The organism is Streptomyces sp. NPDC054786 (genome assembly GCF_053611685.1).
Map to the genome: position 1 here is coordinate 65,423 of NZ_JBSHAW010000033.1, position 24,485 is coordinate 89,907.

Sequence of the window (24,485 nt, forward strand, 5' to 3'; positions counted from 1 at the left end):
CGACCGCCTACTGCGCCTCGCGCCGCAGGCTCGGCTTCAGCTCCTTGAACCGGCCGAGGAGGCCGTTGACGAAGGCCGGGGAGTCGTCCGTGGAGAACTCCCCGGCGAGCTGTACGGCCTCGTCGATCGCCACCGCGTCCGGGGTGTCGTCCACCCAGAGCAGCTCATAGGCGCCGAGCCGCAGGATGCTGCGGTCGGCCGCCGGCATCCGGTCCAGGTCCCAGTCGACCGCGTAGGTGGAGATCAGCTCATCGATCCGGGCGGCATGGTCCGCGTACCCCTCGACCAACTGCAGGGTGTATTCGTTCACCGGCGGCTGACGGGAGTCGGTCCGGGCGTGCCGCATCCAGTCCGCGAGCACGGACTGCACATCGGCACCGCGCTGGTCGGCCTCGAAGAGTATCTGGAAGGCGCGCTTACGGGCCTTGGTGCGGGCAGCCACGGTTAGCTGTTCACCCGGCCGAGGTAGTCGCCCGTGCGGGTGTCGACCTTGATCTTCTCGCCGGTCGTGATGAAGAGCGGCACCTGGATGGAGTGGCCGGTCTCCAGCTCGGCGGGCTTGGAGCCACCGGTGGAGCGGTCGCCCTGCACGCCGGGCTCGGTGTGCTTGATGTTCAGCTCGACCGCGGCAGGCAGCTCGACGTAGAGCACCTCGCCCTCGTGCTGCGCCACGACCGCCTCGAAGCCCTCGATGAGGTAGTTCGCGGCGTCGCCGACGGACTTACGGTCGACGTGCAGCTGGTCGTAGGTGTCCATGTCCATGAAGACGAAGTAGTCGCCGTCCATGTACGAGAACTGCATCCCGCGCTTGTCGACGGTGGCCGTCTCGACCTTCACGCCGGCGTTGAAGGTCTTGTCCACCACCTTGCCGGACAGCACGTTCTTGAGCTTGGTGCGGACGAAGGCCGGGCCCTTGCCGGGCTTGACGTGCTGGAACTCGACGACGGACCAGAGCTGGCCGCCGTCGAGCTTGAGCACCATGCCGTTCTTGAGGTCGTTCGTGGATGCCACGGTTGCGGAATCTCCTGGACTGCAGGTGGTGGGACCCCGGAGCACGCGCACGCCGAACCCCTACGGCTCAGAGTGCGAGCAGCTCCTTGGTCGTGATCGTGAGTAGCTCGGGCCCGCCGTCCGCCTCGGGGCGGACGACGAGTGTGTCGTCGATCCGGACACCCCCACGGCCCGGGATGTGAACCCCCGGCTCGACGGTGACCGGCACGCAAGCGTCCAGTTTACCCATGGCGGCAGGCGACAATTGAGGGTCCTCGTCGATTTCGAGTCCCACGCCGTGCCCGGTCCACGGCCCGAGCCCCTCGCCGTACCCCGCGGCGTCCAGCACATGACGGGTCACCCGGTCCACCTCACGGCACTCCACACCCGGCGCAAGTGCCTCCCGCCCGGCCCGCTGGGCTGCGAAAACGAGATCGTACAGCTCGATCTGCCAGTCCGAGGGCGTGGTGCCGATGACGAAGGTCCGGCCGATCTCGCAGCGGTAGCCGCGGTAATTGGCGCCCAGGCAGACGCTGAGGAAGTCGCCCTCCTCGACCCGCCGATCGGTGGGCAGATGCCCGGGGCGGCCGGCGTTGGGGCCGGTCGCGACGGACGTGGGGAAGGCCGGGCCGTCCGCACCGTGGTCCACCAGCCGGCGCTCCAGTTCCAGGGCGAGATGCCGCTCGGTGCGGCCGACCAGGATCGATTCGAGGAGCTCTCCCAGCGCCTGGTCGGCGATCTCGGCGGCGATCCGCAGACAGGCGATCTCGTCGTCGTCCTTCACCAGCCGCTGCGCCTCGACCGCGCAGGCCAGATCGGTCAGCCGCAGCCGGGGCGCGACCTGGGAGAGCGCACGGTGCCGGGTGACGGTGAGGTGGTGCTCCTCGACGGCCAGGGCGTCCGCGCCGGCCGTCGCGGCCAGATCGGCGCCGGCCACGACCGGGTCGCCGCCACGGGTCGGCAGCACCGACACCTGTACGTCGTCGGCCGGCCGCCCCTCGGCGGGATCACCGCTCAACGGTCTGCCGCACAGCAGCACATCGTCGACCGGGCCCAGCAGCAGCGCGGCGCCGGGCGGCGCGCAACCGGTGAGGTAGCGGACGTTCGCGGGGCGCGAGATCAGTGCGGCGGCACTTCCGGTTGCGGCGCAGCGGTCGCGCAGCCGCGTGCGTCGGGCCGCGTACAACTCGGACATATCACGAGCGTACGGCGGCTCCCCCGAGGCGGCCGGTCGAGCGGGGCCGCCCGGGGTACGGGGCTGCTGCCGGGCGCTACCAGCTCGGCGGGCTGGCGATGCTGCGGGCGACGACGTCGTCCAACATCCGCACCGTCGTGGCGACGTCGTGCTGGGAATTGTCGATGATCGGCAGGCCGGAGCCGTACCAGCCGGCCATCCGCCCGTGGATCCTGGCCACCTCTTCGTCGGACAGCCGGCGGTTGCCGCTGCGCCGGGCGTTGCGCTCCAGGACGATCTCCAGGCCGGGCAGCAGCACGATCGGCAGCAGGCCGGGTCCTACATGGCGCTTCCAGCCGCCGAGGCCGACGACCGGCCGGTCGGGGAAGACCGCGTCGTCGAGGATGCAGGAGATGCCGTTGGCGAGGAAGTTACGGGCCGCGAAGCCGCAGGTGCGGCGGGCGAGGCGGTACTGCGCCTCGGAGTGGTCGTTCCAGCCGGACTGCGGATCGGCGAAGCCGGACCGGACCCATTCGCGGACATCGTCGAGGCTGATGTGCGCGGTCGGCACCCGGCGGGTGTCGGCCCAGTGGCGCGCCACGCTGGTCTTGCCGGCCCCGGCCGGGCCGATGAGCAGCACCGCGACGGCCGCATGCGCGGCGTCCGGCGCCGCGGCGTCGGTGGGCGGGCTGGGCAGCGGCACCGGGGCGCCCGGGGGCAGCGGCACATGGCCGGTGATGTCCGTGCTGTGCGGGGTGGGCGGGGGCGGGGCCTGCTGGGGCGCGGGGCCGTGCCAGCCCTGACCGGGGGTGGGCTGCTGCGCGGGCGGAGGAGGGGCGGAAGGGGCCGGTGGGGACGGCGGGGTGTGCTGTCCCGGGTTGGGCGTCCAGTTCATGGCGGCCCCAAGTGGTACCTGCCCGCGGGGCGGTGGCAGCGGAGCCCCCACTGCGTACTGCATCCGGTGGCTCTCCGTCTCGTGCGGTCGATGTGGTGCTCCCCCGGCTCACGCCGGCGGTAGCTGGGGGGGACTGCCCCCAGGCGCCGGGACTGGCTGCCCGGTGCGTCGTGCGGTAACCCACCGGCCCGGAGGGGCCGTTGTGCCCTACACCCGTCGGCGTGGATGGTACTGCTGGGAACCGTACCCTCCCGCACACGGCAGGAGGGCTCCCTACCCCCGGCGCTCCATGGTTGAACGGCCGAGGGCGGGATCAGGTGCCCGAGAGGGCGTCAGCCGTCCAGTTCCTCGGCCAGCGCGCGGAGCGCGAGACGGTACGAGCCGATGCCGAAGCCGGCGACCGTACCGCTGGCGACGGCCGCAATGACCGAATTGTGGCGGAACTCCTCGCGCGCGTACGGGTTCGAGATGTGCACCTCGATCAGCGGGGCGGTGCGCTGGGCGGCCGCGTCCCGCATGCCGTACGAGTAGTGCGTGAAGGCACCGGGGTTGATGACGACCGGAATCGATCCGTCGGCGGCCTCGTGCAGCCAGCGGATCATCTCCCCCTCGTCGTTGGTCTCCCGGACCTCGGCCTCGAAGCCCAGCTCCTTGCCCAGCCTGGTGCACTCCTCGACCAGTCCGGTGTAGGAGGTGGCGCCGTAGACCTCGGGCTCACGAGAACCCAGCCGGCCCAGGTTGGGGCCGTTGAGGACGAGTACCCGCCGGGTCATGAGGCGATCTCCGCGTGTGCGGCGAGCAGCATGGCCGGGTCCGGGCCCTCCAGGACGGTCGGCTTGGCGAGGCCATCCAGGACGATGAAGCGCAGCCGGTTGCCGCGGGACTTCTTGTCGACCTTCATCGTTTCCAGCAGCTTGGGCCACTGGTCGCCCCGGTAGGTCAGCGGCAGCCCGACGGACTCCAGGACGGAGCGGTGCCGGTCGGCGGTGGCGTCGTCCAGACGGCCGGCGATCCGGCCGAGTTCGGCGGCGAAGACCATGCCGACCGAGACGGCAGCGCCGTGCCGCCAGTTGTAGCGCTCGTTCTTCTCGATGGCGTGCGCGAGGGTGTGGCCGTAGTTGAGGATCTCGCGCAGGCCGGACTCCTTCAGGTCCGCGGAGACCACCTCGGCCTTGACCCGGATCGCCCGCTCGATCAGCTCGGCGGTGTGCGCCCCGTCCGGGCGCTTGGCGGCCTCCGGGTCCGACTCGATCAGTTCGAGGATCGCCGGGTCGGCGATGAAGCCGGCCTTGATCACCTCGGCCAGACCGGACACGTAGTCGTGGACCGGCAGCGAGTCGAGCGCGGCCAGATCGCAGAGCACTCCGGCCGGCGGGTGGAAGGCGCCGACGAGGTTCTTGCCCTCGGCGGTGTTGATGCCGGTCTTGCCGCCGACCGCCGCGTCCACCATGCCCAGGACCGTCGTCGGCACCGCGATCCAGCGCACCCCGCGCAGCCAGGTCGCGGCGACGAAGCCGGCCAGGTCGGTGGTGGCGCCGCCGCCGACCCCGACGATCACATCGCTGCGGGTGAAGCCCGACTGACCGAGGGCCTTCCAGCAGTACGCCGCGACCTCGACGGTCTTGGACTCCTCGGCGTTCGGCAACTGGACGGCGATCGCCTCGTAGCCCTGGGAGGCGAGGTCCTCGCGCAGCGCCTCGCCGGTGGCGGCCAGCGCCTCCGGGTGCAGCACCGCGACCCGCCCGCCCGTCGCCCGTCGCCGCCCCGAGTCGAGGCGCTCCGCGCCGCTGTGACACCCGCCGCCGATCAGGCCCGGGAGTTCGCCGAGCAGCTGCCGCCCGACGAGCACCTCGTACGGGTCGGTGCCCGCCGTACCGCCGACCTGGATACGGGTGGCCTGCTCCGTCATGCCTGTTCCTCCCTGTGGGCGGCCTGCGGGGTCTGCCCCGGGGCCTGCCGTAGCTCCAAAGCGTCCAGGATCGCCTCGGCGACCTGCTCGGGGGTGCGCTGCCCCGTTTCGATCACGGCGCGCGCGACCCCGGTGTACAGCGGGCGGCGGTGTTCCATCAGTTCACGCCACTGCTTGCGCGGGTTGACGGCCAGCAGCGGGCGCGGCGCATCGAGGCCCACCCGCTTGACGGCATCGGCGAGTTGCACGTCCAGGAAGACCACCGGCAGCCCGGTCAGCAGCTTGCGGGTGCCGTCGTCCAGGATCGCGCCGCCGCCGAGCGAGAGCACACCGGGGTGGCTCTCCAGCGCGTCACGTACCGCCGTGCGCTCCAGCTCGCGGAAGTACGGCTCGCCCTCGTCGATGAAGATCTCGGCGATCGGCCGGCCGGCCGTGGCGACGATATCGGCGTCGGTGTCCCGGTAGCCGACGCCCAGCCGCTCGGCCAGCTGCGCGCCCACCGTCGACTTGCCGGCCCCGGGCGGGCCGACCAGCACGACGACCGGCGACGTCATCGGATCGCCAGGTTGTCGAGGAAGGTCTGCACATTGCGGCGGGTCTCCGGCACGCTGTCGCCGCCGAACTTCTCCAGGACCGCGTCCGCCAGGACGAGGGCGACCATCGCCTCGGCGACGATGCCCGCGGCCGGCACGGCGCAGACGTCCGAGCGCTGGTGGTGCGCCTTGGCGGCCTCACCGGTGCTCACGTCGATCGTCGCCAGCGCCCGCGGCACCGTGGCGATCGGCTTCATCGCGGCACGCACCCGCAGCAGCTCGCCGGTCGTCAGCCCGCCCTCGGTGCCGCCGGAGTGGCCCGAGCTGCGCTTGATCCCGTCGTCGGTCGAAAGGATCTCGTCATGGGCCTTCGAGCCGGGTACCCGCGCCAGGTCGAAGCCGTCACCGACCTCGACGCCCTTGATCGCCTGGATGCCCATGAGGGCGGCGGCCAGCCGGGCGTCCAGCCGCCGGTCCCAGTGGACGTGCGAGCCGAGGCCCACCGGCACGCCGTATGCCAGCACCTCGACCACACCGCCGAGGGTGTCGCCGTCCTTGTGGGCCTGGTCGATCTCGGCGATCATCGCCTTGCTCGCGTCCGCGTCCAGGCAGCGCACCGGATCGGCGTCCAGCTTCTCCACGTCGGAGGGCTTCGGGTAGACCCCGTACGGGGCCTTCGCCGCGGCCAGCTCGACGACATGGGAGACGATCTCGATGCCGGCCGTCTCCTTGAGGAAGGAGCGGGCGACCGCGCCCAGGGCGACCCGGGCGGCGGTCTCACGGGCGGAGGCACGTTCCAGGATCGGGCGGGCCTCGTCGAAGCCGTACTTCTGCATACCGGCGAGGTCGGCGTGGCCGGGGCGGGGACGGGTCAGCGGCGCGTTACGGGCCAGCGCGGCCAGCTCCTCCGGGTCCACCGGATCGGCCGCCATCACCTGCTCCCACTTGGGCCACTCGGTGTTGCCGATCATCACGGCCACCGGCGAGCCCAGCGACAGACCGTGCCGCACGCCGCCCAGGAACGTGACCTGGTCCTGCTCGAACTTCATCCGGGCACCGCGGCCATAGCCGAGCCGGCGCCGGGCCAGGGCGTCCGCCACCAGCTCCGTGGTGATCGGAACTCCGGCCGGAAGGCCCTCCAGCGTCGCCACGAGTGCGGGGCCGTGCGACTCCCCCGCCGTCAGCCAGCGCAACCTGCTCAACGGTGCTCCTCATGTACTGCTCATCCGCATACGGTCTCCCCCCGATCCTCCCACGTCGCGCGCGGCGGGCGGCGCCCAGTCCAGGGGCCGGACCGGGCACACGCGGACAGCGGGGGCGGACCGGGACGGACCGGACGGGTCAGCGGGCGGCGAGCGCCGCCTCGCCGGCCTTGCGCATCGCGGCCAGTGGCGCCGGGGAGCGCCCCGTCATCTGCTCCACCTGCAGTACGGCCTGGTGGACCAGCAGGTCCAGGCCGCCCACCACGGCGCCGCCGCGGTCGGCCCAGGCGGTGGCCAGCGCCGTCGGCCAGGGCTCGTAGAGGACGTCGAAGAGCGTGCCGGGCCGCTCGGGGACGGCGGCGGCGAGCGGGTCGGTGGTGCCCGCCGGGGTGGTGGCAACGGTCAGTGGTGCCTCGAAGGCCGCGGCGGCGTCCTCCCAGGCGGCAGTGCGGACCGTGACTCCCAGCCGCTCGCCCCAGCCGCGCATCTCGTCGGCGCGCGCCCGGCTGCGGACATAGGCGGTGACCTCGCCGGTGCAGATACGGGAGAGCGCGGCGAGCGCCGAGGAGGCGGTGGCGCCGGCGCCCAGCACCGACGCCCGCTCGACCTGCCGCACCCCGCGCTCGCGCAGCGCGGCGAGCATGCCGGGGATGTCGGTGTTGTCGCCGAGGCGGCGCCCGTCGGCGGTGCGGACGACGGTGTTCACCGCCTCGACCGAGGCTGCCGTGGGGCTGATCTCGTCGAGCAACGGGATCACCGCCCGCTTGAGCGGCATGGTCAGCGAGAGTCCCGCCCAGGTGGCGTCCAGGCGCTCCATGAAGGCGGGCAGCCCCGCTTCGTCGACCTCGTGGCGGTCATACGTCCAGTCGCTCAGCCCCAGCTCCCGGTAGGCGGCGCGGTGCAGCACCGGAGAGAGGGAATGGGCGATCGGGGAGCCGAGTACCGCGGCTCGACGTGTGGCGCTCATTGCTTGGCTTTCTCGTGTTCCTTCGCGTAGATGCGCCGGTTTCGCTCGTGCTCTTCGTTCGTCTCGGCGAACAGCGTCTTTTCCGGGTTGATCGAGACGAAGTAGTACCAGTTGCCCTTGGCCGGGTCGATGGCCGACTTGAGCGCCACCTCACCCGGGTTGCCGATCGGGCCCGGCGGCAGTCCCTTGAACTTGTAGGTGTTGTAGGGGTCGTTGAAGTTCCGCAGATTGTCGACGGACCCGGTGTCCAGGGTGCTCTGGGACCTGGCGTAGTTCACCGTCGAGTCGAAGTCCAGCAGGCCGTACGTCTCGGTGTTGTTCGGCTTGAGGCGGTTGTAGACGACGCGCGCGACCTTGACGAAGTCATGCTTGTACTTGCCTTCGGCCTGCGTGAGGCTGGCGACGGTCAGCAGCTGCATCGGCGAGTCCAGCTTGAGCTTGCGGGCCTTCGCTTCCAGGTCGTATTTCGCGTAGACCTGGTTCGCCCTCGCCACCATCTGCTTCAGGACCTCGGCCGGCTTCACCTTTCCACCGACGCTGTAGGTCGAGGGATAGAGGAAGCCCTCCAGCGGGTCCTTTATCTTCGAGGAGTCGTTCGCCCACGACGGCAGCCCGAGGTTCTTGGCATCGCTCTTCGCGACACCCTTGGTCGTGCCCGCCTTGAGGTGCAGCTTCTTGTCGATGAGTTTGTAGACCTCGCCCGCCCGCAGCCCTTCACGGATCGTGAGGCCGTTGCGGCTCTTGGGGTCCAGCATCAGCTCGATGGCCGCGGCGCCCGACATCTGCTTGCGCAGCGTGTACGTCCCGGCCTGCAGGCTCTGCGCCTTCTTGTTCTCGCCGGCCGCCTCGGTGAAGGCGCCGGCGCTCTTGATGACGCCCTCGCGCTGGAGGATCTGGCCCATTTCCGAGAGCGGCGAACCGTCCGGAATGTCGACCTGGATCTCCCCGGAGCCCTCCCCGTTGTAGTCGGGGGCCGATCCGAAGTGGGCCATGAAGAAGTCGTAGCCGAAGTAGCCCACCGCACCGACCGCGCCGGCGAAGACCAGCGCGACGACCAGGCAGGCGGTACCGCTGCGCCGTTTGTTCTTCTTGCCACGGCGCTCGCGGCCGGCCCGGCGCGTTTCGCGCGGGTCGTTGTCGTCGTGGTCGTCGCCCCCGCCGTCGCCCGCGAAGAACGCATGCTCCGGCTCCGGCTCGTGCGGCTCCGGCTCGGCCCGCCAGTCGTCGCCGGGGCCGTCGTACTCGTCGTAGTGCGGCTCCGCGTGCTGCGGATACGGGCTCTGCTGCTGCGGGTGCGGCGACTGCTGGTACTGCTGTTGCTGCTGCATCTGCTGCATCTGCTGCTGTTGTGCCTGCTGCTGCAGATGCTGGGGCTGTGGTGGCGGATAGGCGTCGGGCGTGGCGTAGTAGTCGGGGCTCGTCCCGCCGTACGGGTCGACCGGCGGCTGCTGCCCGTAGGGGTCGTACGGGTCATACGACAGCTGCCCGCCCTGCGAACCGTCCCAGCCACCGTTGTAGTGCTGCTGGGCATACGGGTCGGCCTGCTGCTGGGGGTACCGGGGGGCCTGCTGTCCATCCCACTGAGGCTGCTGCGCCTGGCCTCTGGAGGAACCCTGCTCTCCGTAGAGCGGGTCCTCGGGATGCCACGGTTCGGAGCCGTAGCCCCGGCCATACTCGGTCATCGATCCCCTAGAGCCGAGAGGCGGTGCGCTCCGGACCGGCAGCGCGCTTGCTGTACCCGACCCGCCTCTACTTGCACGCGCGGCTGTTCGAACGCCGCACATCGCGCGGAACGTTACCGTACCGCGATCAGATGACCACTTCGACGCTCTCGCCCGGGGGTTCCCCGGAGACGCGTTCGGTCTCCAGCGCGCTCTGCAGGATGACCACAGCGGCCGCCTGGTCGACCACCGAGCGGCCCTTCTTGCTCCGCACGCCCGAGGCCCGCAGGCCCTGGGTCGCGGTGACCGTCGACATCCGCTCATCGACCAGCCGGACCCCTACGGGTGCGATGTTCCGGGCCATCTCCTGGGCGAAGGCCCGGACCTTGACCGCGGCCGGCCCCTCTCCCCCGTTCAGGGAGCGGGGCAGGCCGACCACGACTTCGAGGGGCTCGTACTCCTCGACGATCGCCTTGAGCCGACGGTGCGCTGCCGGGACGTCACGTCCCGGCACCGTCTCGACGGGAGTGGCGAGGACCCCGTCGGGGTCGCACGAGGCGACCCCGATACGGGCGTCCCCGACATCCACGGCGATGCGCCGGCCGCGTCGCATCTCACTCACGTGCGTCAGGCCGCTTCGGCGACGAGGCGCTCGACGGCCTCGATGGCCTCGGGCACCGCGGCGGCGTTCTGGCCCCCGCCCTGGGCGACGTCCGGCTTGCCGCCGCCACCGCCGCCGAGCGTCTTGGCGGCCGTACGGACCAGGTCACCGGCCTTGATGCCGCGCTCGCGGGCGGCCTCGTTGGTGGCGATGACCGTCACCGGGCGGCCGTTGGCCACCGTGAAGAGCGCCACCACGGCGGCACGGTCGCCCGGGATCCGGCCGCGTACGTCGAGCACCAGCTTGCGCAGATCGTCGGCGGAGGTGCCGTCCGGGACCTGGCCGGCGGCCAGCGCCACACCGCGGACGTCCTTGGCGCCCTCGGCCAGCCCGGCGGCGGCCTGCAGCACCTTCTCCGCGCGGAACTTCTCGATCTCCTTCTCGGCGTCCTTCAGCTTGGCCAGGACGCCGGAGATCTTCTCGGGCAGCTCCTCCGGACGTCCCTTGACCAGCTCGGTGAGCTGGGAGACGACGGTGTGCTCGCGGGCCAGGAACTTGTAGGCGTCCACCCCGACCAGCGCCTCGACCCGGCGTACGCCGGAGCCGATGGAGGACTCGCCGAGCAGTTTCACCAGGCCCAGCTGAGCGGTGTTGTGGACGTGCGTGCCGCCGCACAGCTCCTTGGAGAAGTCACCGATGGTGACCACGCGGACGCGGTCGCCGTACTTCTCGCCGAATTCGGCGATGGCGCCCTGCTTCTTGGCGTCCTCCATGCTCATGACCTCGGCGTGCACATCGAGCTCACGGCCCAGCACCTCGTTGATCTTCTGCTCGACGTCCGTGAGGACCCCGCCGGGCACGGCGGCAGGCGAGCCGAAGTCGAAGCGGAAGCGACCCGGGGAGTTCTCCGAGCCGGCCTGCGCGGCCGTCGGGCCGAGGGCGTCGCGCAGCGCCTGGTGCGTGAGGTGGGTGGCGCTGTGGGCGCGGGCGATGGCACGCCGGCGGGTGACGTCGATGGTGGCGTACGCGGTGGAGCCGAGCACGACCTCGCCGACCTGGACGACACCCTTGTGGACCGTGACGCCGGGCACCGGCTGCTGGACGTCGCGGACCTCGACGACGGCGCCGGAGTCCAGCTTGATCCGGCCGGCGTCGGCGAGCTGGCCGCCGCCCTCGGCGTAGAAGGGGGTGCGGTCCAGGACGACCTCGACCTCGTCGCCCTCGTGGGCGGCGGGCGCGGAGACGCCGTTGACCAGCAGGCCGACGACGGTGGACTCGCCCTCGGTGGCGCTGTAGCCGGTGAACTCCGTGGCGCCGGACTTGTCGGCGACCTCGCGGTAGGCGGACAGGTCGGCGTGACCGCTCTTCTTGGCCTGGGCGTCGGCCTTGGCGCGGTCCCGCTGCTCCTTCATCAGGCGGCGGAAGCCGTTCTCGTCCACCGAAAGGCCCTGCTCAGCGGCCATTTCGAGGGTGAGGTCGATCGGGAAGCCCCAGGTGTCGTGGAGCAGGAAGGCCTTGTCGCCGGGCAGGACCGTGCCGCCGGAGGCCTTGGTGTCGGTGACGGCGGTGTCGAGGATGTTGGTGCCGGCCTTCAGCGTCTTGACGAAGGCGGCCTCCTCGGCGAGGGCGACCGTCTCGATGCGGCGGCGGTCCTCCAGCAGCTCCGGGTACTGCTGGCCCATGGTCTTGATGACCACGTCCATCAGCTCGCCGACCACCAGCCCGCCGGCCCCGAGCAGGCGCATGTTCCGGATGGCGCGGCGCATGATGCGGCGCAGGACGTAGCCGCGGCCCTCGTTGCCGGGGGTGACGCCGTCGCCGATGAGCATCGTGGACGTACGGATGTGGTCGGCGACGACGCGCAGCGAGACGTCGGAGTCGTGCGAGGCGCCGTAGTGGACACCGGAGAGCTCGGTGGCCTTGTCGATGACGACACGGAGGGTGTCCGTCTCGTACATGTTCGGGACGTCCTGCAGGATCATCGCCAGGCGCTCGAGGCCGAGGCCGGTGTCGATGTTCTTGCTGGGCAGGTCGCCGAGGATCTCGAAGTCCTCCTTGCCGGTGCCCAGGCCCCGCTCGTACTGCATGAAGACGAGGTTCCAGATCTCCACGTACCGCTCGTCGTTGACGGCCGGGCCGCCCTCGACACCGAATTCCGGACCGCGGTCATAGTTGATCTCGGAGCACGGGCCGCAGGGGCCCGGGACGCCCATGGACCAGTAGTTCTCCTTCTTGCCCAGGCGCTGGATGCGCTCCTTGGGCACGCCGATGACCTCGTGCCAGATGCGCTCGGCCTCGTCGTCCTCCAGGTAGACGGTGATCCAGAGGCGCTCCGGGTCGAGGCCGTAGCCACCGTCGGCCTGGGAGCCGGTCAGCAGCTCCCAGGCGTACTTGATGGCGCCTTCCTTGAAGTAGTCGCCGAAGGAGAAATTGCCGCACATCTGGAAGAACGTGCCGTGCCGGGTGGTCTTGCCGACCTCTTCGATGTCCGGCGTACGGACGCACTTCTGGACGCTGGTGGCGCGCGGAGCGGGCGGCTTGACCTCACCGAGGAAGTACGGCTTGAAGGGGACCATGCCCGCGTTGACGAGCAGCAGCGTCGGGTCGTCCGCGATGAGCGACGCCGACGGCACGACGGTGTGCCCGCGCTCCTCGAAGAAGCGCAGCCAGCGGCGGCGGATTTCAGCCGACTCCATCAGTGGTCCTCTTTTCCATTCGGCCCGGTCAGACCGGTAGGTCCGGTTGTTCTCGTGGTTCGGTACTGCGGTTCGAGCTCCGCACGGCGCGGTGCGGGCAGCTCACGCACCTCGCTCGGCTCCCCGAGCCCCAGGGCTTCGTGCAACTGCTCTTCACGGTCCGCCATTCCCGTCCGTACGTCCAATGCAAATTGGCGCAGCCGGTGTCCGGTCTCGACGGCCTTGTCCGCGGCCTGTGCGGCGAGGCTGTCGGGCTGCAGTTTGCGCAGCTTGCGGTGGACCTTGTTGGTGGCCCACACCCCGGCGGCGGCGCCGGTGGTGAACCAGAATGCGCGGCGGAACATCGCTGTGATCAGTCCTTGGAGCGACGGTTACGGCGCCCACCACGGCGGGCGCCGGGCAGGGTACGGCCGAGGACGACGGTGCGCTCTGCGCGCCCGGCAGCAGGGGCTTCCTCGCCCTTCTTGCCGATCGCGCGGCGCACGCCGTAGCCGAACGCCGCCACCTTGACCAGCGGACCGCCGAAGGCGGAGGAGACGGTCGAGGAGAGCGCGGAGGCGTTGGCGGTGACCTCTTGGACGTCGGCGGCAATGGCATCGACGCGGGCCAGCTGGGTGTGCGCGGAGCGGACGGTCGCGGAGGCGTCGGCAAGGAGCGGGACGGCCTGTTCGGACACCTCGGCCACCATCTTGGTCGTCGCCTTGAGGGTCTGTGCGAGCCTCACCAGCACGAGGGCGAGGAACGACACAAGGATGGCCCAGAAGACGGCCACGAGGATCCCGGCCACCTCTCCACCGGACACGTTGGCACCACACTCCGACTGATTTGGTCTGGGCTCATTCCCGCTCAGCTGTCCCGCTCGAACGGCAACCTTGACCTTATCGCGCCGTGACTGTCCGTCCGTACCCCGTTCCCCATGGCGCTGAGCGGACGCCCGGGGAAACCGGAGGCATGATTGTACGGTCCGCATCCTGCCGAGTACGCTCCGTGTGCCATGCGACGCCTCACGCGCCCCGGCCCCGCCTTCCGCTCCTCCCCAGCGCGTCTGCGGGCGCCGGGAAGGCCCGGGAATCTTCCCGCGGAGCTCAACGGCTTCATCGGCCGTCACGAGGAACTGGCCGCGCTGGCACGACAGCTGGAGTGCGCCCGGCTGGTGACGCTCACCGGCCTCGGCGGCGTCGGCACCTCGCGGCTTGCCCGCCACGGCGCAGCAATCTTGCAGGATCGCTTCTGCGATGGGGTGTGGCTGGTCGAACTGGCCGCCCTGCGCGAGCCGCACCTCCTGGACCACGTCGTCGCCGAGGCGCTGGGAGTGAACGACCACACCGGCCGCCCGGTGCGCGCCACGCTGTGCGACCACCTCGCCGACCGTGAACTGCTGCTGGTCCTGGACGGCTATGAGCACCTGGTCGACTCCTGTGCCGAGCTGACCGGGCAGCTGCTGCGCCGCGCTCCCGGGCTGCGGGTGCTGGCCGCGGGCCGGCGGCCGCTCGGACTCGACGGCGAGCGGAATGTGCCGCTGTCGCCGATGAACACCGCAGATGCCACCGCCCTGTTCACCGACCGCGCCGCTTCCGTCGTCGCCGGGTTCACCGTCGGGCCGTCCGACGAGGCAGCGGTCACCGCGCTCTGCGACCGTCTCGACGGCATCCCGCTCGCGCTGGAGCTGGCCGCCGGACGGCTGCGCGCGCTGTCCGTGGACCAGGTGCTGCACCGGCTCGACGACCGATTCCGGCTGCTGACCGGCAACGCCCGCGGCGCACTGCCCCGCCACCGGACGTTGCGCACCGCGATCGGCTGGAGCCATGAGCAGTGCACGTCCGAGGAACGGCTGCTGTGGGCGCGGCTGTCGGTCTTCGCCGGGCAGTTCGATCTGGACGCGGCCGAATACGTCTGCTCGGGCCCGGAGCTGCCGTCCGGTGAACTCCTCGACGTCATCACGGAGTTGGTCGCCCAGTCGGTGCTCGCACGCGAGGAGACCGCGACCGGGGTGCGCTACCGGATGCTGGACACCGTACGGGCCTACGGTGCGGGCTGGCTGGCGGCGACCCCCGACGGCGAGCGGCTGCGGCGCCGGCACCGCGACTGGTATCTGGGGCTGGCCACCTGGTGCGAACTGGACTGGTTCGGTCCCCGGCAGGCCGAGATCGCGGCCCGGATCGAGGCCGAGCTGCCCAATCTGCGGGTGGCGCTGGAACAGAGCCTGGAGAGCCCCGCCGATACGCACCTGGGCCAGTATCTGGCGGGCACCCTGTGGTTCTACTGGGTGGGCTGCGGGCGGCTCGCGGAGGGCCGGCACTGGCTGGACCGGGCTCTGGAACTGGAGAGCAACCACGACGAGGCGCGGCTGAAGGCGCTGTGGGTGGCCGGCTATGTCGCGGTGGTCCAGGGGGACACCGTCGGCGCGCTGGGGGCCCTGCAGGAGTGCCGCGACGAGGCCGAGCGGACCGGCAACGCCACCGCGGCCGCATATGCGCTGCACCGCACCGGCTGTCTGGCGCTGGTCTGTGACGACATGCCGCGCGCCGAGAAGCTGCTGCGCGCGGCGCTGCTGCGCTACCGGGAGATCGGCGAGCTCAACAGCAATGTGCTGTTGGGGCAGGTCGAGCTGGCGATGGCGGTGGCCTTCCAGGGCGAGCTGGCGGACGCGGAGCGGCTGTGCGAGGAGGTCCTGGAGGTCTGCGAGGAGCACGGCGAGCGCTGGACGCTGGCGTACGCCCAGTACGTACTGGCCTTCGCGGCATGGACCCGTGGCGACGGCGAGCGGGCCCGCGGGCTGCTGGAGGAGTGTCTGGCCATCGATCACACCTTCCACGACCTGCTGGGTGCGGTGCTGGCGATCGAGCTGCTGGCCCTGGTGACGCTCGGCGAGGGCGATGCGGAGGAGGCGGCGGTGCTGCAGGGCGCCGCGGGACGGATCTGGCCGTCGGTGGGGCTGCCGCTGTTCGGCTCGCGCCACTTCCACCAGCCGCATGCGCGGTGCGAGGAGGAGGCGCGTGAGCGGCTGGGAGCCGAGCGCTACGAGCACTGCCGGCGCGCGGGCGAGCGGCTCGACCTGGATGCGACGGTGACCCGGGTCCTCAGGCCCGCCGGCCTGTTGTCCGCACAGCTGCGCACGGTGCGGATCACGGCGCCGGGCACGAACGAGCCCGCCGCCTCCCCCTCCGCGAGCGGCGGGGAGACGGCGGGCTGAGCGTGGCGCTGCGCCTGCTGTGGTGCTTAGCGGGCGTAGTACTCGACGACGAGCTGCTCGTCGCAGATCACCGGGATCTCCTTGCGGTTCGGGTCCCGGTCGAGACGGAACGCCAGAGCCGGCAGGTTGACCTCGAGGTAGCGCGGGGTCTCACCATCGGTGTCGTAGCCACCCTCGCGGGCGACCTGGAAGGGGTGCTTCTCGCGGCTGCGCTCGCGGACCATCACGACGTCGCCGGGGCGGACGCGGAAGGACGGCTTGTCGACCTTGCGGTCGTTCACCGAGATGTGACCGTGCACGACCATCTGGCGAGCCTGGTAGATGGTGCGGGCGATGCCCGACCGCAGGACGAGCGCGTCCAGACGGCGCTCAAGCTCGATGATCAGCGCTTCGCCGGTCTTGCCTTCGACCTTCCGAGCGCGGTCGTAGGCACGCGCCATCTGGCGCTCGCTGATGTCGTACTGCGCACGCAGACGCTGCTTCTCGAGCAGCCGGACCTTGTAGTCACTGCTCTGCTTGCGGCCACGGCCGTGCTCGCCGGGCGGGTAGGGACGGGCCTCGAAGTACTTGACGGCCTTCGGCGTCAGCGCGATGCCGAGCGCGCGGGACTTCTTGACCTTGGGACGCGACTGGTTCACGTGGAACGGACCTCCGTGTAAGTTAGGTGAGGCTTACCTTAGCGCGAGGAGAACGCATGTTTCGACCTGGGATCCCCCTGCCCAGTGCACACCGCACCGAGGCGGGTCAGCCGCGTCCCGTGGAAGACACCCAGCAGCCCACTGCCGCCGAGCGCGTACGAACCCTCGTCGAGTCCAATGGTATGGCGTCTTTGAGTATCCCCGGCGTCGAGGACCCCGACGAGTCCGGTCTCTCTGCTCCCGTCTGCCGCACCGTGACACCCGCCGGAGACCTGCTGTTGCTGGTTCCAGGGGACTCTGCGGCGGCTCGGGCGGCCGCATACGCACAGGACGACGACCTGACAGCCGTGATGGAGATCACGGACGTCGCACCGGTTTCGGTGCCTCATCGCATCCGCGGACGGGCCTGGGTGGCCGGCTGGCTGACCCCCGTACGCAATGATCAGCGTGCCGAGGCCGCGATGCTGCTCGCGGAGCGGCACCCGGTCGGCGAGCTGCTCGGCATCGGTGAGGCGCTGCAGCCGGAACCGGCACCGGGCCTGTACGGGCGGACCGCCTGGATGATGCTGCACCTGGAGGTCGGCGAGGGTGCGGTGGACGATCTGTGGGGCGCCGAGCCCGTGGAGCCCGACGCATTCGCCGCCGCGGCCCCCGATCCGCTGGCCGCCCACGAGGCGGAGCTGCTGCAGCATCTGCACACGGCGCACAGCGAGCAGGTGCGCGGGCTGTGCGCCCTGCTGGGCGACCGCGGCGAGGTCTGCGGACTGCGCGACCGCGCCGTGCCGGTGGGCCTGGACCGCTTCGGGCTGCGGGTCCGCTTCACGGACGCCGAGCAGCGGTCCTTCGACGCACGTTTCGACTTCCCCGAGCCCGTGCGGGACGTGACGGAGCTGCGGCGGGCGATGCACCGGCTCTTCGAGGCGGCGGCCGAGTAGTCCGGACCGCCGGTCAGCCGGCACTCCGCGGGCGACGCCCGGTCCGGGGCCACCCGGCCGGTCGGCGGCCCCCGGGGCCCGGTGCGGCCGCGCCCCGCCTGACCGGCAGGGGCTCATCGGCGGCAGCCGCCTCGCCGGAGGCCGAGGGGAGCGTCGCGGGGCTCCCGCTGAGCCGAATGACACGGCCTAATCGGCGGCAGCCTCGCCCGAGGCCGAGCGCAGGCGGACACGGACGCGCTCGACCACATCGGCGTAGCGCGCCTCCGCGCCGTGGCGGGTGGGCTCGTAGTACCGCTTGCCGTGCACCTCGTCCGGCGCGTACTGCTGGGCCGCGATACCGCCCGGGAGGTCGTGCGGGTACTGGTAGCCCTGACCGTGGCCGAGCTTCTGGGCGCCCTGGTAATGGCTGTCGCGCAGATGGGGCGGCACCGCACCCGCCTGACCGGCCCGGACGTCCGCCAGGGCGGCGTCGATCGCCGTGTACGCGGCGTTCGACTTCGGGGCCAGGGCGAGCGCGATGGTGGCCTGGCTCAGCGTGATCCGCGCCTCCGGGAAGCCGATCATCGCCACGGCCTGGGCGGCGGCCACCGCGGTCTGCAGGGCCGTCGGATCGGCCAGGCCGATGTCCTCGCTCGCCGAGATCATCAGTCGGCGGGCGATGAAGCGCGGGTCCTCCCCCGCCTCGATCATGCGCGCGAGGTAGTGCAGCGCGGCATCCACGTCCGAGCCCCGGATGGACTTGATCAGCGCGCTGGCGACGTCGTAATGCTGGTCGCCGTCCCGGTCGTACTTCACCGCCGCCCGGTTGACGGACTCCTCCAGCGTCTGGAGGGTGATCTCCTTCTCCCCCTTGGCCAGCGCGGAGCCGGCACCGGCCTCCAGGGCCGTCAGCGCCCGCCGGGCATCGCCGCCCGCGATGCGCAGCAGATGGGCCTCGGTGTCCTCGGGGAGGGTGACCGAGCCCTCCAGCCCGCGCGCATCGGTCAGCGCACGCCCCAGCAGCCCGCGCAGATCGTCGTCCGTGAGGGGTTCGAGGGTCAGCAGCAGCGAGCGGGACAGCAGCGGCGAGATCACCGAGAAGTACGGATTCTCGGTCGTCGCGGCGATCAGGGTCACCCAGCGGTTCTCCACGGCCGGCAGCAGGGAATCCTGCTGGGCCTTGCTGAAGCGGTGGATCTCGTCCAGGAAGAGAACGGTCTCCTTGCCGAAGCCGCCCGAGGCACGCCGGGCGCCGTCGATGACCGCGCGGACCTCCTTGACACCGGCCGTGATGGCGGAGAGCTCCACGAAGCGCTTGTTCGTCGCCTGACTGACGACATACGCGAGGGTCGTCTTGCCGATGCCCGGCGGCCCCCACAGGAACACCGAGGACGGCCCGGCGGGACCGCCGCTGCCCTCGCCGACCAGCCGGCGCAGCGGCGAGCCCGGTTTGAGCAGATGCTGCTGGCCCACGACTTCGTCGAGGGTGCGCGGACGCATCCGCACGGCGAGCGGGGACCCCGCGGGGTCCTTCTCCTGACGGTCTTCGGCGGCGGCGGTGAACAGGTCGGGCTCCACGTCCACGAGCCTATGTCACCCCACTGACAACGCCCCGGGCGCCGTCATGGACGGGCCGGGGCGCCAGGGCCGTACGAGCGGGCTCAGGGGCGTCTCAGAGCAGGGTGCTCCAGTACGACGACCACCACTTGGTGAGGATCAGCAGCGCGATCACGCCGTACCAGAGGACGGGCACGACCCAGTGGAACTCCACCACCGTCCGGCGCAGCCCCGCGGGGGCCGGGATGATGCCGTGCTTGAGGTTGTGCGCGGTGGTGTACCAGAACATCAAGATCGTCACGCACCAGGTCAGCGTGCACCACAGGCACAGCGAATTGATGCTGTACAGCGACTGGGCCATCAGCCACATACAGAAGACCGCGCCGAGCAGGGTGCCGATGTTCAGCCCGATCCAGTACCAGCGGCGGAAGCGGGCGCCCGCCAGCAGGGCCATGCCGATCGCGATGACCACACCGAAGCCGACCAGCCCGGCCATCGGGTTCGGGAAGCCGAAGACTTCCGCCTGCTTGCTCTGCATGATGTTGGTGCAGGAGATGATCGGGTTGAGACTGCAGGCCGGCTTGAACGTCGGGTCCTTCAGCAGCTCGAACTTGTCCAGCGTGATGATCCAGGCCGCCAGGGTTCCGAGCGCGCCGGTGATCACCAGGAGCAGCGCGAAACCGCGGCCGGAACCGATGGTGCCCGCGCCGCTCGCGTGTTCGTCGTCGGTGGACACGTCGTCAAGCGCTGTCGTCGTCATATCGCCGTTCCGTCGATCCCTTGGGACATGGGCTGAGCAAGCGGGCCCACGAGCGCGGCACCGCCGTTCATTCTGCCCCAACTCCACCATGACCCACTGTGCGATGAACATAAAGACGAAGCGTCCGCACACAGCGTTCTCTCAGCTACCGCTCCGCCCCGGCCCGCCCTGCCGCCCCCACCGGAACGCGCCGCCTCCCGGGCGCCGGCACCGGAATCCCCCCTCCGGGATGAATGCGCGGCCGGCGTTGACACCGGGCGCCCGGCAGCACGAGGGGCCCGGACGGCCGCTCGCCGGCCGGGCCCCACGGGGGGTGGCGGCCCCGGGGGCGCAGCCCCCCCAGCGCCCGACCCCCACGGCCCCCCCCGCCACCCCGACCGCGGTCTGCTCGCCGCTCTCCAGGTCCTTGAGCTGGACGACGCCCTCGGCCAGGTCCCGCTCCCCCGCGACGAGCGCCAGCCGCGCGCCGGAGCGGTTGGCGGACTTCATGGCGTTCTTCAGGCCCTTGCCGCCGAACGCGAAGTCGGTGGCGACCCCGGCCCGGCGCAGCTCGGTGACCAAGCCGAACAGCACCCGGCGGGCCTCCTCGCCGAGCGGTACCGCGTACACGGCGGTCGTGGCGGGGATGTCGAGCGTGATGCCCTCCGCCTCCAGCGCCAGCACCGTACGGTCGACGCCCAGCGCCCAGCCGACGGACGGCAGTGCGGGGCCGCCGATCATCTCGGAGAGGCCGTCGTAACGGCCGCCGCCGCCCACCGCGGACTGCGAGCCGAGGCCGTCGTGGACGAACTCGAAGGTGGTGCGGGTGTAGTAGTCCAGGCCGCGCACCAGCTTCTCGTCGTCCTCGAAGGCCACGCCCGCCGCGGTCAGCAGCTCGCGCACCTGCTCGTGGTACGCCTTGCAGGCTTCGCAGAGGTAGTCGCGGAGCTTGGGCGCCCCGTCGAGCTGCTTCTGCACGGACTCGCGCTTGTCGTCCAGGACCCGCAGCGGGTTGATGTCGACCCGGCGCCGGGTGTCCTCGTCCAGGTCGAGCCCGCCCAGGAAGTCCTGCAGCGCGGCGCGGTAGACGGGACGGCACTCCTTGTCGCCCAGGGAGTTGAGCAGGATGCGGAAGTTCCGCAGGCCCAGCGCGCGGTAGGCCTGGTCGGCCAGGATGATCAACTCGGCGTCCAGCGCCGGGTCTTCGGCACCGATGGCCTCGGCGCCGACCTGGGAGAAGTGGCGGTAACGGCCCTTCTGCGGACGCTCGTAGCGGTAGTACGAACCGGAGTACCAGAGCTTGACGGGGAGGTTTCCCGCCTTGTGGAGGCTGGCCTCCAGCGCGGCGCGCAGCACGGACGCGGTGCCCTCGGGGCGCAGCGCCAACTGGTCGCCGCCCTTGGTCTCGAAGGCGTACATCTCCTTGGTCACGATGTCGGTGGACTCACCGACCCCGCGCGCGAACAGCTCGACGTTCTCGAAGCCGGGCGTCTCGATGTAGCCGTACCCGGAGTTCTTCAGCGGCGCGGCGATCGCCTCGCGCACCGCGAGATAGGTGGCGGACTGCGGCGGAATCAGGTCGTACGTGCCCTTGGGGGCCTTGAAGGTGCTCACGGAAGCTCTCGTCACATTCCTCGTCGTGGAGCGGCGCTGAAGCCGTCTCCGAGGCCGGCGGCCACTTCCCGCAGGAAGGGGTTGGCGGCGCGCTCGCGGCCGATGGTGGTCTGGGGGCCGTGGCCGGACAGGACGACGGTCGAGTCCTCCAGCGGCAGGCACACACGCGCCAGCGACTGCAGGATCTCGGCGTGGTCGCCGCCCGGCAGGTCGGTGCGTCCGATGGAGCCGGCGAACAGCAGGTCGCCCGAGAAGAAGACCGGCGGTACGTCGGCCTGCTCGGGCATCCTGAACGTCACCGACCCCTTGGTATGGCCCGGGGCGTGCGCGACGGAGAATTCCATCCCGGCGAGTTCCAGGGCGGCACCGTCGCTCAGCTCCTTGACGTCGTCCGGCTCCCCCACGGTGAGTTCGCCCATGAGCTGCTGACCGATGGAGCGGCCGAGGGCTCGCTCGGGGTCGCTCATCATGTAGCGGTCCTCGGGGTGGATCCAGGCCGGGACGTCGTGCGCGCCGCACACCGGGACGACCGAGGCGACGTGGTCGATGTGGCCATGGGTGAGGACGACCGCGACGGGCTTGAGCCGATGCTTTCTGACCGCGTCCTCGACTCCTTGGGCAGCCTGGTGGCCCGGGTCGATGATGACGCACTCCTCGCCTGCGGCGGGGGCGACCAAGTAGCAGTTGGTGCCCCAGGCCCCGGCGGGGAACCCGGCAATCAGCACGTTCGTCCTTACGGTCGGTGTGGAGGTCGGTCCGCGGGCCGCTCCTCCGGACATCTCGGCAGCTCCAGAGCCTACCGGCGGGACTCCCGGCAGGGCGAACCCGTATACCGTACGGCCACGGCGCACGACAGCGACCGACGATCGGACAAGGAGACGACCGGTGGTCAGCAAAGATCAGCGGCGGCGGCAGCTCGCCCGGGAGAAGTACGAGCGTCAGCAGCAACGGCGGTCCACGGCCCAGCAGAAGACCAAACGCCGCAACGTGATCATCGCGTCCGTCGTGGCCGTCACGGTGGCCGCCGGCGCCGCGGTCTACGCCTCCGCCGGGCTCGCGGGCGGCAACGACCAGGAAGCCGGCCGGACCGCAGCGACCCCGACGCCGTCCAGGGCACCGGACCCCTGCAACCGGCCCGCGAAGGGCACACCGTCGAAGAGGACCTGGTCGAAGGAGCCCGCGATGTCGGTCGACACCTCGGCCTCCTACACCGCGAAGCTGACCACGACCTGCGGCACGATCGATCTGAAGCTGGACGCCGGCAAGGCGCAGCACACGGTCAACTCCTTCGCCTTCCTGGCCGGCCAGGGCTACTTCGACCACAACAAGTGCCACCGCCTGGTCGACCAGGGGATCCATGTCCTGCAGTGCGGCGACCCGAAGGGCACCGGCCGGGGCACCCCGGGCTACACCATCCCGGACGAGAACCTCAAGGACCCCCGGCTCAAGGGCGGCGTCTATCCGGCGGGCACGGTCGCGATGGCGAACCGCTACGACGGGGCGAGCGAGAAGACCCGCAACTCCGGTGGCAGCCAGTTCTTCCTCGTCTACCAGGACAGCAAGCTGCCGCCGAACTACACACCGTTCGGCACCATCACGGGCGGTATGGACGTTCTGCAAAAGATCGCCAAGGCCGGTTCGACGACCGACCCGCAGACCCGCAACACCGCGCCCAACGCCACCGTCGTGATCGACAAGGCGTCCGTGAAGAAGTCCTGACCGGCCGGACGACCTGGGGCGGCGCTGTGGCGTCGCCCGGTGCGAACCGCGGAAATTCGTCGCGCTGGATGCGGACAGCTGACCGCCGGTCGCCTAGATTGGCGTTGGGTAGGGTGCCTGCTCCGACGGCTGCCACCCTCACCCGCAATACAGCCCGTCGGACCGGCCAGGGCGCGGCTCTGCCGGACAGAAACTGTGGACGATGCCGGGGGGCCGCACGCCCCCGTCGGCATCATGTGGAGGAGGCGCTGTGAGCAGCGACCCATGGGGCCGCGTCGACGAGACGGGGACCGTGTACGTGCGTACCGCCGAGGGCGAGCAGGTCGTCGGATCGTGGCAGGCGGGAACTCCCGAGGAGGCCCTCGCCTACTTCGAGCGCAAGTATGAGGGCCTGGTCGTCGAGATCGGCCTCCTCGAGCGCCGGGTCAAGACCACCGACCTGTCGGCGAAGGACGCCACGACCGCGATCGAGCATCTGCGCACCCAGGTCGACGAACACCATGCGGTGGGCGATCTGGAGGCGCTGCGCAAGCGGCTGGACAAGCTCGTCGAGGCCGTCGAGTCGCGCCGCGAGGAGCGCAAGGCGCAGAAGGCCCGGCAGAGCGACGAGGCCCGGCACGCCAAGGAGAAGCTGGTCGCCGAGGCGGAGGAGCTGGCGGCCAGCGAGCAGTGGCGGGCGGCCGGCGAGCGGCTGCGCGCGCTGGTCGACACCTGGAAGGGCCTGCCGCGGCTCGACCGCAAGGCGGACGACGAGCTGTGGCACCGCTTCTCGCACGCCCGCTCGGCGTTCTCCAAGCGGCGCAAGGCGCACTTCGCGTCGCTGGACGCGCAGCGCGAGGAGTCCCGTAAGGCGAAGGAGAAGCTGGTCGCCGAGGCCGAGTCGCTGTCGAAGTCGACGGACTGGGGGGCCACCGCGGCCCGCTACCGCGAGCTGATGGCGGACTGGAAGGCCGCGGGCCGCGCCCAGCGCGAGCACGAGGACGACCTGTGGAACCGCTTCCGCGGCGCCCAGGACGTCTTCTTCCAGGCGCGCGGTGAGATCTTCGCCGAGCGTGACGCCGAGCAGCGGGAGAACCTGACCCGCAAGGAGGAGCTGGTCGTCGAGGCCGAGAAGCTGCTCCCCGTCTCGGACCTGAAGGCCGCCCGGTCGGCGTTCCGCGCGATCAACGAGCGGTGGGAGGCCATCGGCCATGTCCCGCGGGACGCCCGCCCCAAGATCGAGGGCCGGATGCACGCCGTGGAGCGCGCCATCCAGGAGGTCGAGGAGACCGAGTGGCGCCGTACGAACCCTGAGGCGCGGGCCCGCGCCGCGGGGCTGACCGGCCAGCTCCAGGACGCGGTCGACAAGCTGCAGAAGCAGATCGACACGGCCCGGGCGGCGGGCAACGACGCCAAGGCCGACAAGCTCGGCCGGGAGCTGGAGGGCCGCAAGGCGCTGCTGGACCAGGCGCTCAAGGGCCTGGAGGAGTTCGGCGGCTGAGAG

The 24,485-nt window shown here is 71.1% G+C and carries 22 protein-coding genes and 1 pseudogene; 4 read left to right on the forward strand and 19 right to left on the reverse strand.

Going from position 1 to position 24,485, the window contains the following annotated elements; genetic code table 11:
• Window positions 1–7 precede the first annotated feature (7 nt).
• The 14 genes from nusB to ACWGI6_RS26445 all read right to left on the reverse strand — a co-directional run bounded on the left by nusB (window position 8) and on the right by ACWGI6_RS26445 (window position 13,430).
• A complete protein-coding gene (nusB, locus tag ACWGI6_RS26380) occupies window positions 8–442 on the reverse strand; it encodes a transcription antitermination factor NusB (protein WP_453269805.1) in 435 nt (144 codons plus the stop codon).
• 2 nt (window positions 443–444) lie between these two features.
• A complete protein-coding gene (efp, locus tag ACWGI6_RS26385) occupies window positions 445–1,011 on the reverse strand; it encodes an elongation factor P (RefSeq protein WP_393906070.1) in 567 nt (188 codons plus the stop codon).
• A gap of 67 nt (window positions 1,012–1,078) precedes the next feature.
• On the reverse strand, window positions 1,079–2,185 hold the full coding sequence (locus tag ACWGI6_RS26390; RefSeq protein WP_453269806.1) for an aminopeptidase P family protein: 1,107 nt from the start codon (window positions 2,183–2,185) through the stop codon (window positions 1,079–1,081).
• A gap of 76 nt (window positions 2,186–2,261) precedes the next feature.
• Window positions 2,262–3,122 (reverse strand): Pro-rich N-terminal domain-containing protein, encoded by an 861-nt coding sequence (locus tag ACWGI6_RS26395; RefSeq protein ID WP_453269807.1) that lies wholly within the window; start codon window positions 3,120–3,122, stop codon window positions 2,262–2,264.
• Between the two features lie 269 nt (window positions 3,123–3,391).
• Window positions 3,392–3,832 carry a type II 3-dehydroquinate dehydratase gene (aroQ, locus tag ACWGI6_RS26400; protein ID WP_393906073.1) on the reverse strand — a complete coding sequence of 147 codons (441 nt, stop codon included), beginning with the start codon at window positions 3,830–3,832 and terminating at the stop codon, window positions 3,392–3,394.
• Window positions 3,829–4,968 (reverse strand): 3-dehydroquinate synthase, encoded by a 1,140-nt coding sequence (aroB, locus tag ACWGI6_RS26405; protein WP_453269808.1) that lies wholly within the window; start codon window positions 4,966–4,968, stop codon window positions 3,829–3,831. Before aroB ends, aroQ begins: the two co-directional genes overlap by 4 nt.
• The gene (locus ACWGI6_RS26410; RefSeq protein ID WP_393906075.1) at window positions 4,965–5,522 is read right to left on the reverse strand and encodes a shikimate kinase; all 558 of its coding nucleotides are present in this window, start codon (window positions 5,520–5,522) and stop codon (window positions 4,965–4,967) included. Before ACWGI6_RS26410 ends, aroB begins: the two co-directional genes overlap by 4 nt.
• Window positions 5,519–6,703 carry a chorismate synthase gene (gene aroC / locus ACWGI6_RS26415; RefSeq protein ID WP_393906076.1) on the reverse strand — a complete coding sequence of 395 codons (1,185 nt, stop codon included), beginning with the start codon at window positions 6,701–6,703 and terminating at the stop codon, window positions 5,519–5,521. The genes ACWGI6_RS26410 and aroC overlap by 4 nt, the downstream gene beginning before the upstream one ends.
• 139 nt (window positions 6,704–6,842) lie before the next feature.
• Window positions 6,843–7,670 (reverse strand): shikimate dehydrogenase, encoded by an 828-nt coding sequence (locus tag ACWGI6_RS26420; RefSeq protein WP_453269809.1) that lies wholly within the window; start codon window positions 7,668–7,670, stop codon window positions 6,843–6,845.
• Entirely contained in the window at window positions 7,667–9,352 is a 1,686-nt protein-coding gene (mltG, locus tag ACWGI6_RS26425; protein WP_453269810.1) for an endolytic transglycosylase MltG, read from the reverse strand. Before mltG ends, ACWGI6_RS26420 begins: the two co-directional genes overlap by 4 nt.
• A gap of 127 nt (window positions 9,353–9,479) precedes the next feature.
• Window positions 9,480–9,944 carry a Holliday junction resolvase RuvX gene (ruvX, locus tag ACWGI6_RS26430; RefSeq protein ID WP_453269829.1) on the reverse strand — a complete coding sequence of 155 codons (465 nt, stop codon included), beginning with the start codon at window positions 9,942–9,944 and terminating at the stop codon, window positions 9,480–9,482.
• A gap of 14 nt (window positions 9,945–9,958) precedes the next feature.
• A complete protein-coding gene (alaS, locus tag ACWGI6_RS26435; protein ID WP_453269811.1) occupies window positions 9,959–12,628 on the reverse strand; it encodes an alanine--tRNA ligase in 2,670 nt (889 codons plus the stop codon).
• Window positions 12,628–12,972 carry a DUF6167 family protein gene (locus ACWGI6_RS26440; RefSeq protein WP_393906080.1) on the reverse strand — a complete coding sequence of 115 codons (345 nt, stop codon included), beginning with the start codon at window positions 12,970–12,972 and terminating at the stop codon, window positions 12,628–12,630. Before ACWGI6_RS26440 ends, alaS begins: the two co-directional genes overlap by 1 nt.
• Window positions 12,973–12,980: 8 nt before the next feature.
• Window positions 12,981–13,430, reverse strand: a complete 450-nt coding sequence (locus ACWGI6_RS26445; protein ID WP_453269812.1) for a DUF948 domain-containing protein — start codon at window positions 13,428–13,430, stop codon at window positions 12,981–12,983.
• A 192-nt stretch (window positions 13,431–13,622) separates the two neighbouring features.
• Between ACWGI6_RS26445 and ACWGI6_RS26450 the strand changes: the two genes are divergently transcribed.
• Entirely contained in the window at window positions 13,623–15,821 is a 2,199-nt protein-coding gene (locus ACWGI6_RS26450) for an ATP-binding protein (protein WP_453269813.1), read from the forward strand.
• Between the two features lie 26 nt (window positions 15,822–15,847).
• Here ACWGI6_RS26450 and rpsD read toward each other — a convergent pair whose 3' ends face one another.
• A complete protein-coding gene (rpsD, locus tag ACWGI6_RS26455) occupies window positions 15,848–16,459 on the reverse strand; it encodes a 30S ribosomal protein S4 (RefSeq protein ID WP_030987289.1) in 612 nt (203 codons plus the stop codon).
• 182 nt (window positions 16,460–16,641) lie between these two features.
• On the opposite strand from rpsD, the gene ACWGI6_RS26460 reads away from it, so the two are divergent.
• Window positions 16,642–17,394, forward strand: coding sequence for a DUF2470 domain-containing protein (locus ACWGI6_RS26460; protein ID WP_453269830.1), 753 nt, complete (start codon window positions 16,642–16,644; stop codon window positions 17,392–17,394).
• A 186-nt stretch (window positions 17,395–17,580) separates the two neighbouring features.
• Here the strand turns inward: ACWGI6_RS26460 and ACWGI6_RS26465 are convergent, their stop codons facing one another.
• The 4 genes and pseudogenes from ACWGI6_RS26465 to ACWGI6_RS26480 all read right to left on the reverse strand — a co-directional run bounded on the left by ACWGI6_RS26465 (window position 17,581) and on the right by ACWGI6_RS26480 (window position 22,008).
• A complete protein-coding gene (locus tag ACWGI6_RS26465; RefSeq protein WP_453269814.1) occupies window positions 17,581–18,951 on the reverse strand; it encodes a replication-associated recombination protein A in 1,371 nt (456 codons plus the stop codon).
• 94 nt (window positions 18,952–19,045) lie between these two features.
• The gene (locus ACWGI6_RS26470) at window positions 19,046–19,690 is read right to left on the reverse strand and encodes a vitamin K epoxide reductase family protein (protein ID WP_453269815.1); all 645 of its coding nucleotides are present in this window, start codon (window positions 19,688–19,690) and stop codon (window positions 19,046–19,048) included.
• A 369-nt stretch (window positions 19,691–20,059) separates the two neighbouring features.
• A pseudogene (gene hisS, locus ACWGI6_RS26475) lies at window positions 20,060–21,283 on the reverse strand (histidine--tRNA ligase); the annotation flags it as partial.
• Window positions 21,284–21,294: 11 nt separating this feature from the next.
• Window positions 21,295–22,008 (reverse strand): MBL fold metallo-hydrolase, encoded by a 714-nt coding sequence (locus tag ACWGI6_RS26480; RefSeq protein WP_393906087.1) that lies wholly within the window; start codon window positions 22,006–22,008, stop codon window positions 21,295–21,297.
• A gap of 160 nt (window positions 22,009–22,168) precedes the next feature.
• On the opposite strand from ACWGI6_RS26480, the gene ACWGI6_RS26485 reads away from it, so the two are divergent.
• Both ACWGI6_RS26485 and ACWGI6_RS26490 read left to right on the forward strand, forming a co-directional pair.
• Complete coding sequence (locus ACWGI6_RS26485) at window positions 22,169–23,002, forward strand: peptidylprolyl isomerase (protein ID WP_453269816.1); 834 nt, start codon at window positions 22,169–22,171, stop codon at window positions 23,000–23,002.
• 250 nt (window positions 23,003–23,252) lie between these two features.
• The gene (locus ACWGI6_RS26490; protein ID WP_453269817.1) at window positions 23,253–24,482 is read left to right on the forward strand and encodes a DUF349 domain-containing protein; all 1,230 of its coding nucleotides are present in this window, start codon (window positions 23,253–23,255) and stop codon (window positions 24,480–24,482) included.
• The last annotated feature ends 3 nt before the right edge of the window (window positions 24,483–24,485 follow it).

Coding starts and splice junctions, on each gene's coding strand:
- ACWGI6_RS26390 (WP_453269806.1), bottom strand. CDS start 2,185: ATGTCCGAGTTGTACGCGGCCCGACGCACGCGGCTGCGCGACCGCTGC.
- ACWGI6_RS26395 (WP_453269807.1), bottom strand. CDS start 3,122: ATGCAGTACGCAGTGGGGGCTCCGCTGCCACCGCCCCGCGGGCAGGTA.
- aroQ (WP_393906073.1), bottom strand. CDS start 3,832: ATGACCCGGCGGGTACTCGTCCTCAACGGCCCCAACCTGGGCCGGCTG.
- aroB (WP_453269808.1), bottom strand. CDS start 4,968: ATGACGGAGCAGGCCACCCGTATCCAGGTCGGCGGTACGGCGGGCACC.
- ACWGI6_RS26410 (WP_393906075.1), bottom strand. CDS start 5,522: ATGACGTCGCCGGTCGTCGTGCTGGTCGGCCCGCCCGGGGCCGGCAAG.
- ACWGI6_RS26420 (WP_453269809.1), bottom strand. CDS start 7,670: ATGAGCGCCACACGTCGAGCCGCGGTACTCGGCTCCCCGATCGCCCAT.
- mltG (WP_453269810.1), bottom strand. CDS start 9,352: ATGACCGAGTATGGCCGGGGCTACGGCTCCGAACCGTGGCATCCCGAG.
- ruvX (WP_453269829.1), bottom strand. CDS start 9,944: ATGCGACGCGGCCGGCGCATCGCCGTGGATGTCGGGGACGCCCGTATC.
- alaS (WP_453269811.1), bottom strand. CDS start 12,628: ATGGAGTCGGCTGAAATCCGCCGCCGCTGGCTGCGCTTCTTCGAGGAG.
- ACWGI6_RS26440 (WP_393906080.1), bottom strand. CDS start 12,972: ATGTTCCGCCGCGCATTCTGGTTCACCACCGGCGCCGCCGCCGGGGTG.
- ACWGI6_RS26450 (WP_453269813.1), top strand. CDS start 13,623: ATGCGACGCCTCACGCGCCCCGGCCCCGCCTTCCGCTCCTCCCCAGCG.
- ACWGI6_RS26460 (WP_453269830.1), top strand. CDS start 16,642: ATGGCGTCTTTGAGTATCCCCGGCGTCGAGGACCCCGACGAGTCCGGT.
- ACWGI6_RS26470 (WP_453269815.1), bottom strand. CDS start 19,690: ATGACGACGACAGCGCTTGACGACGTGTCCACCGACGACGAACACGCG.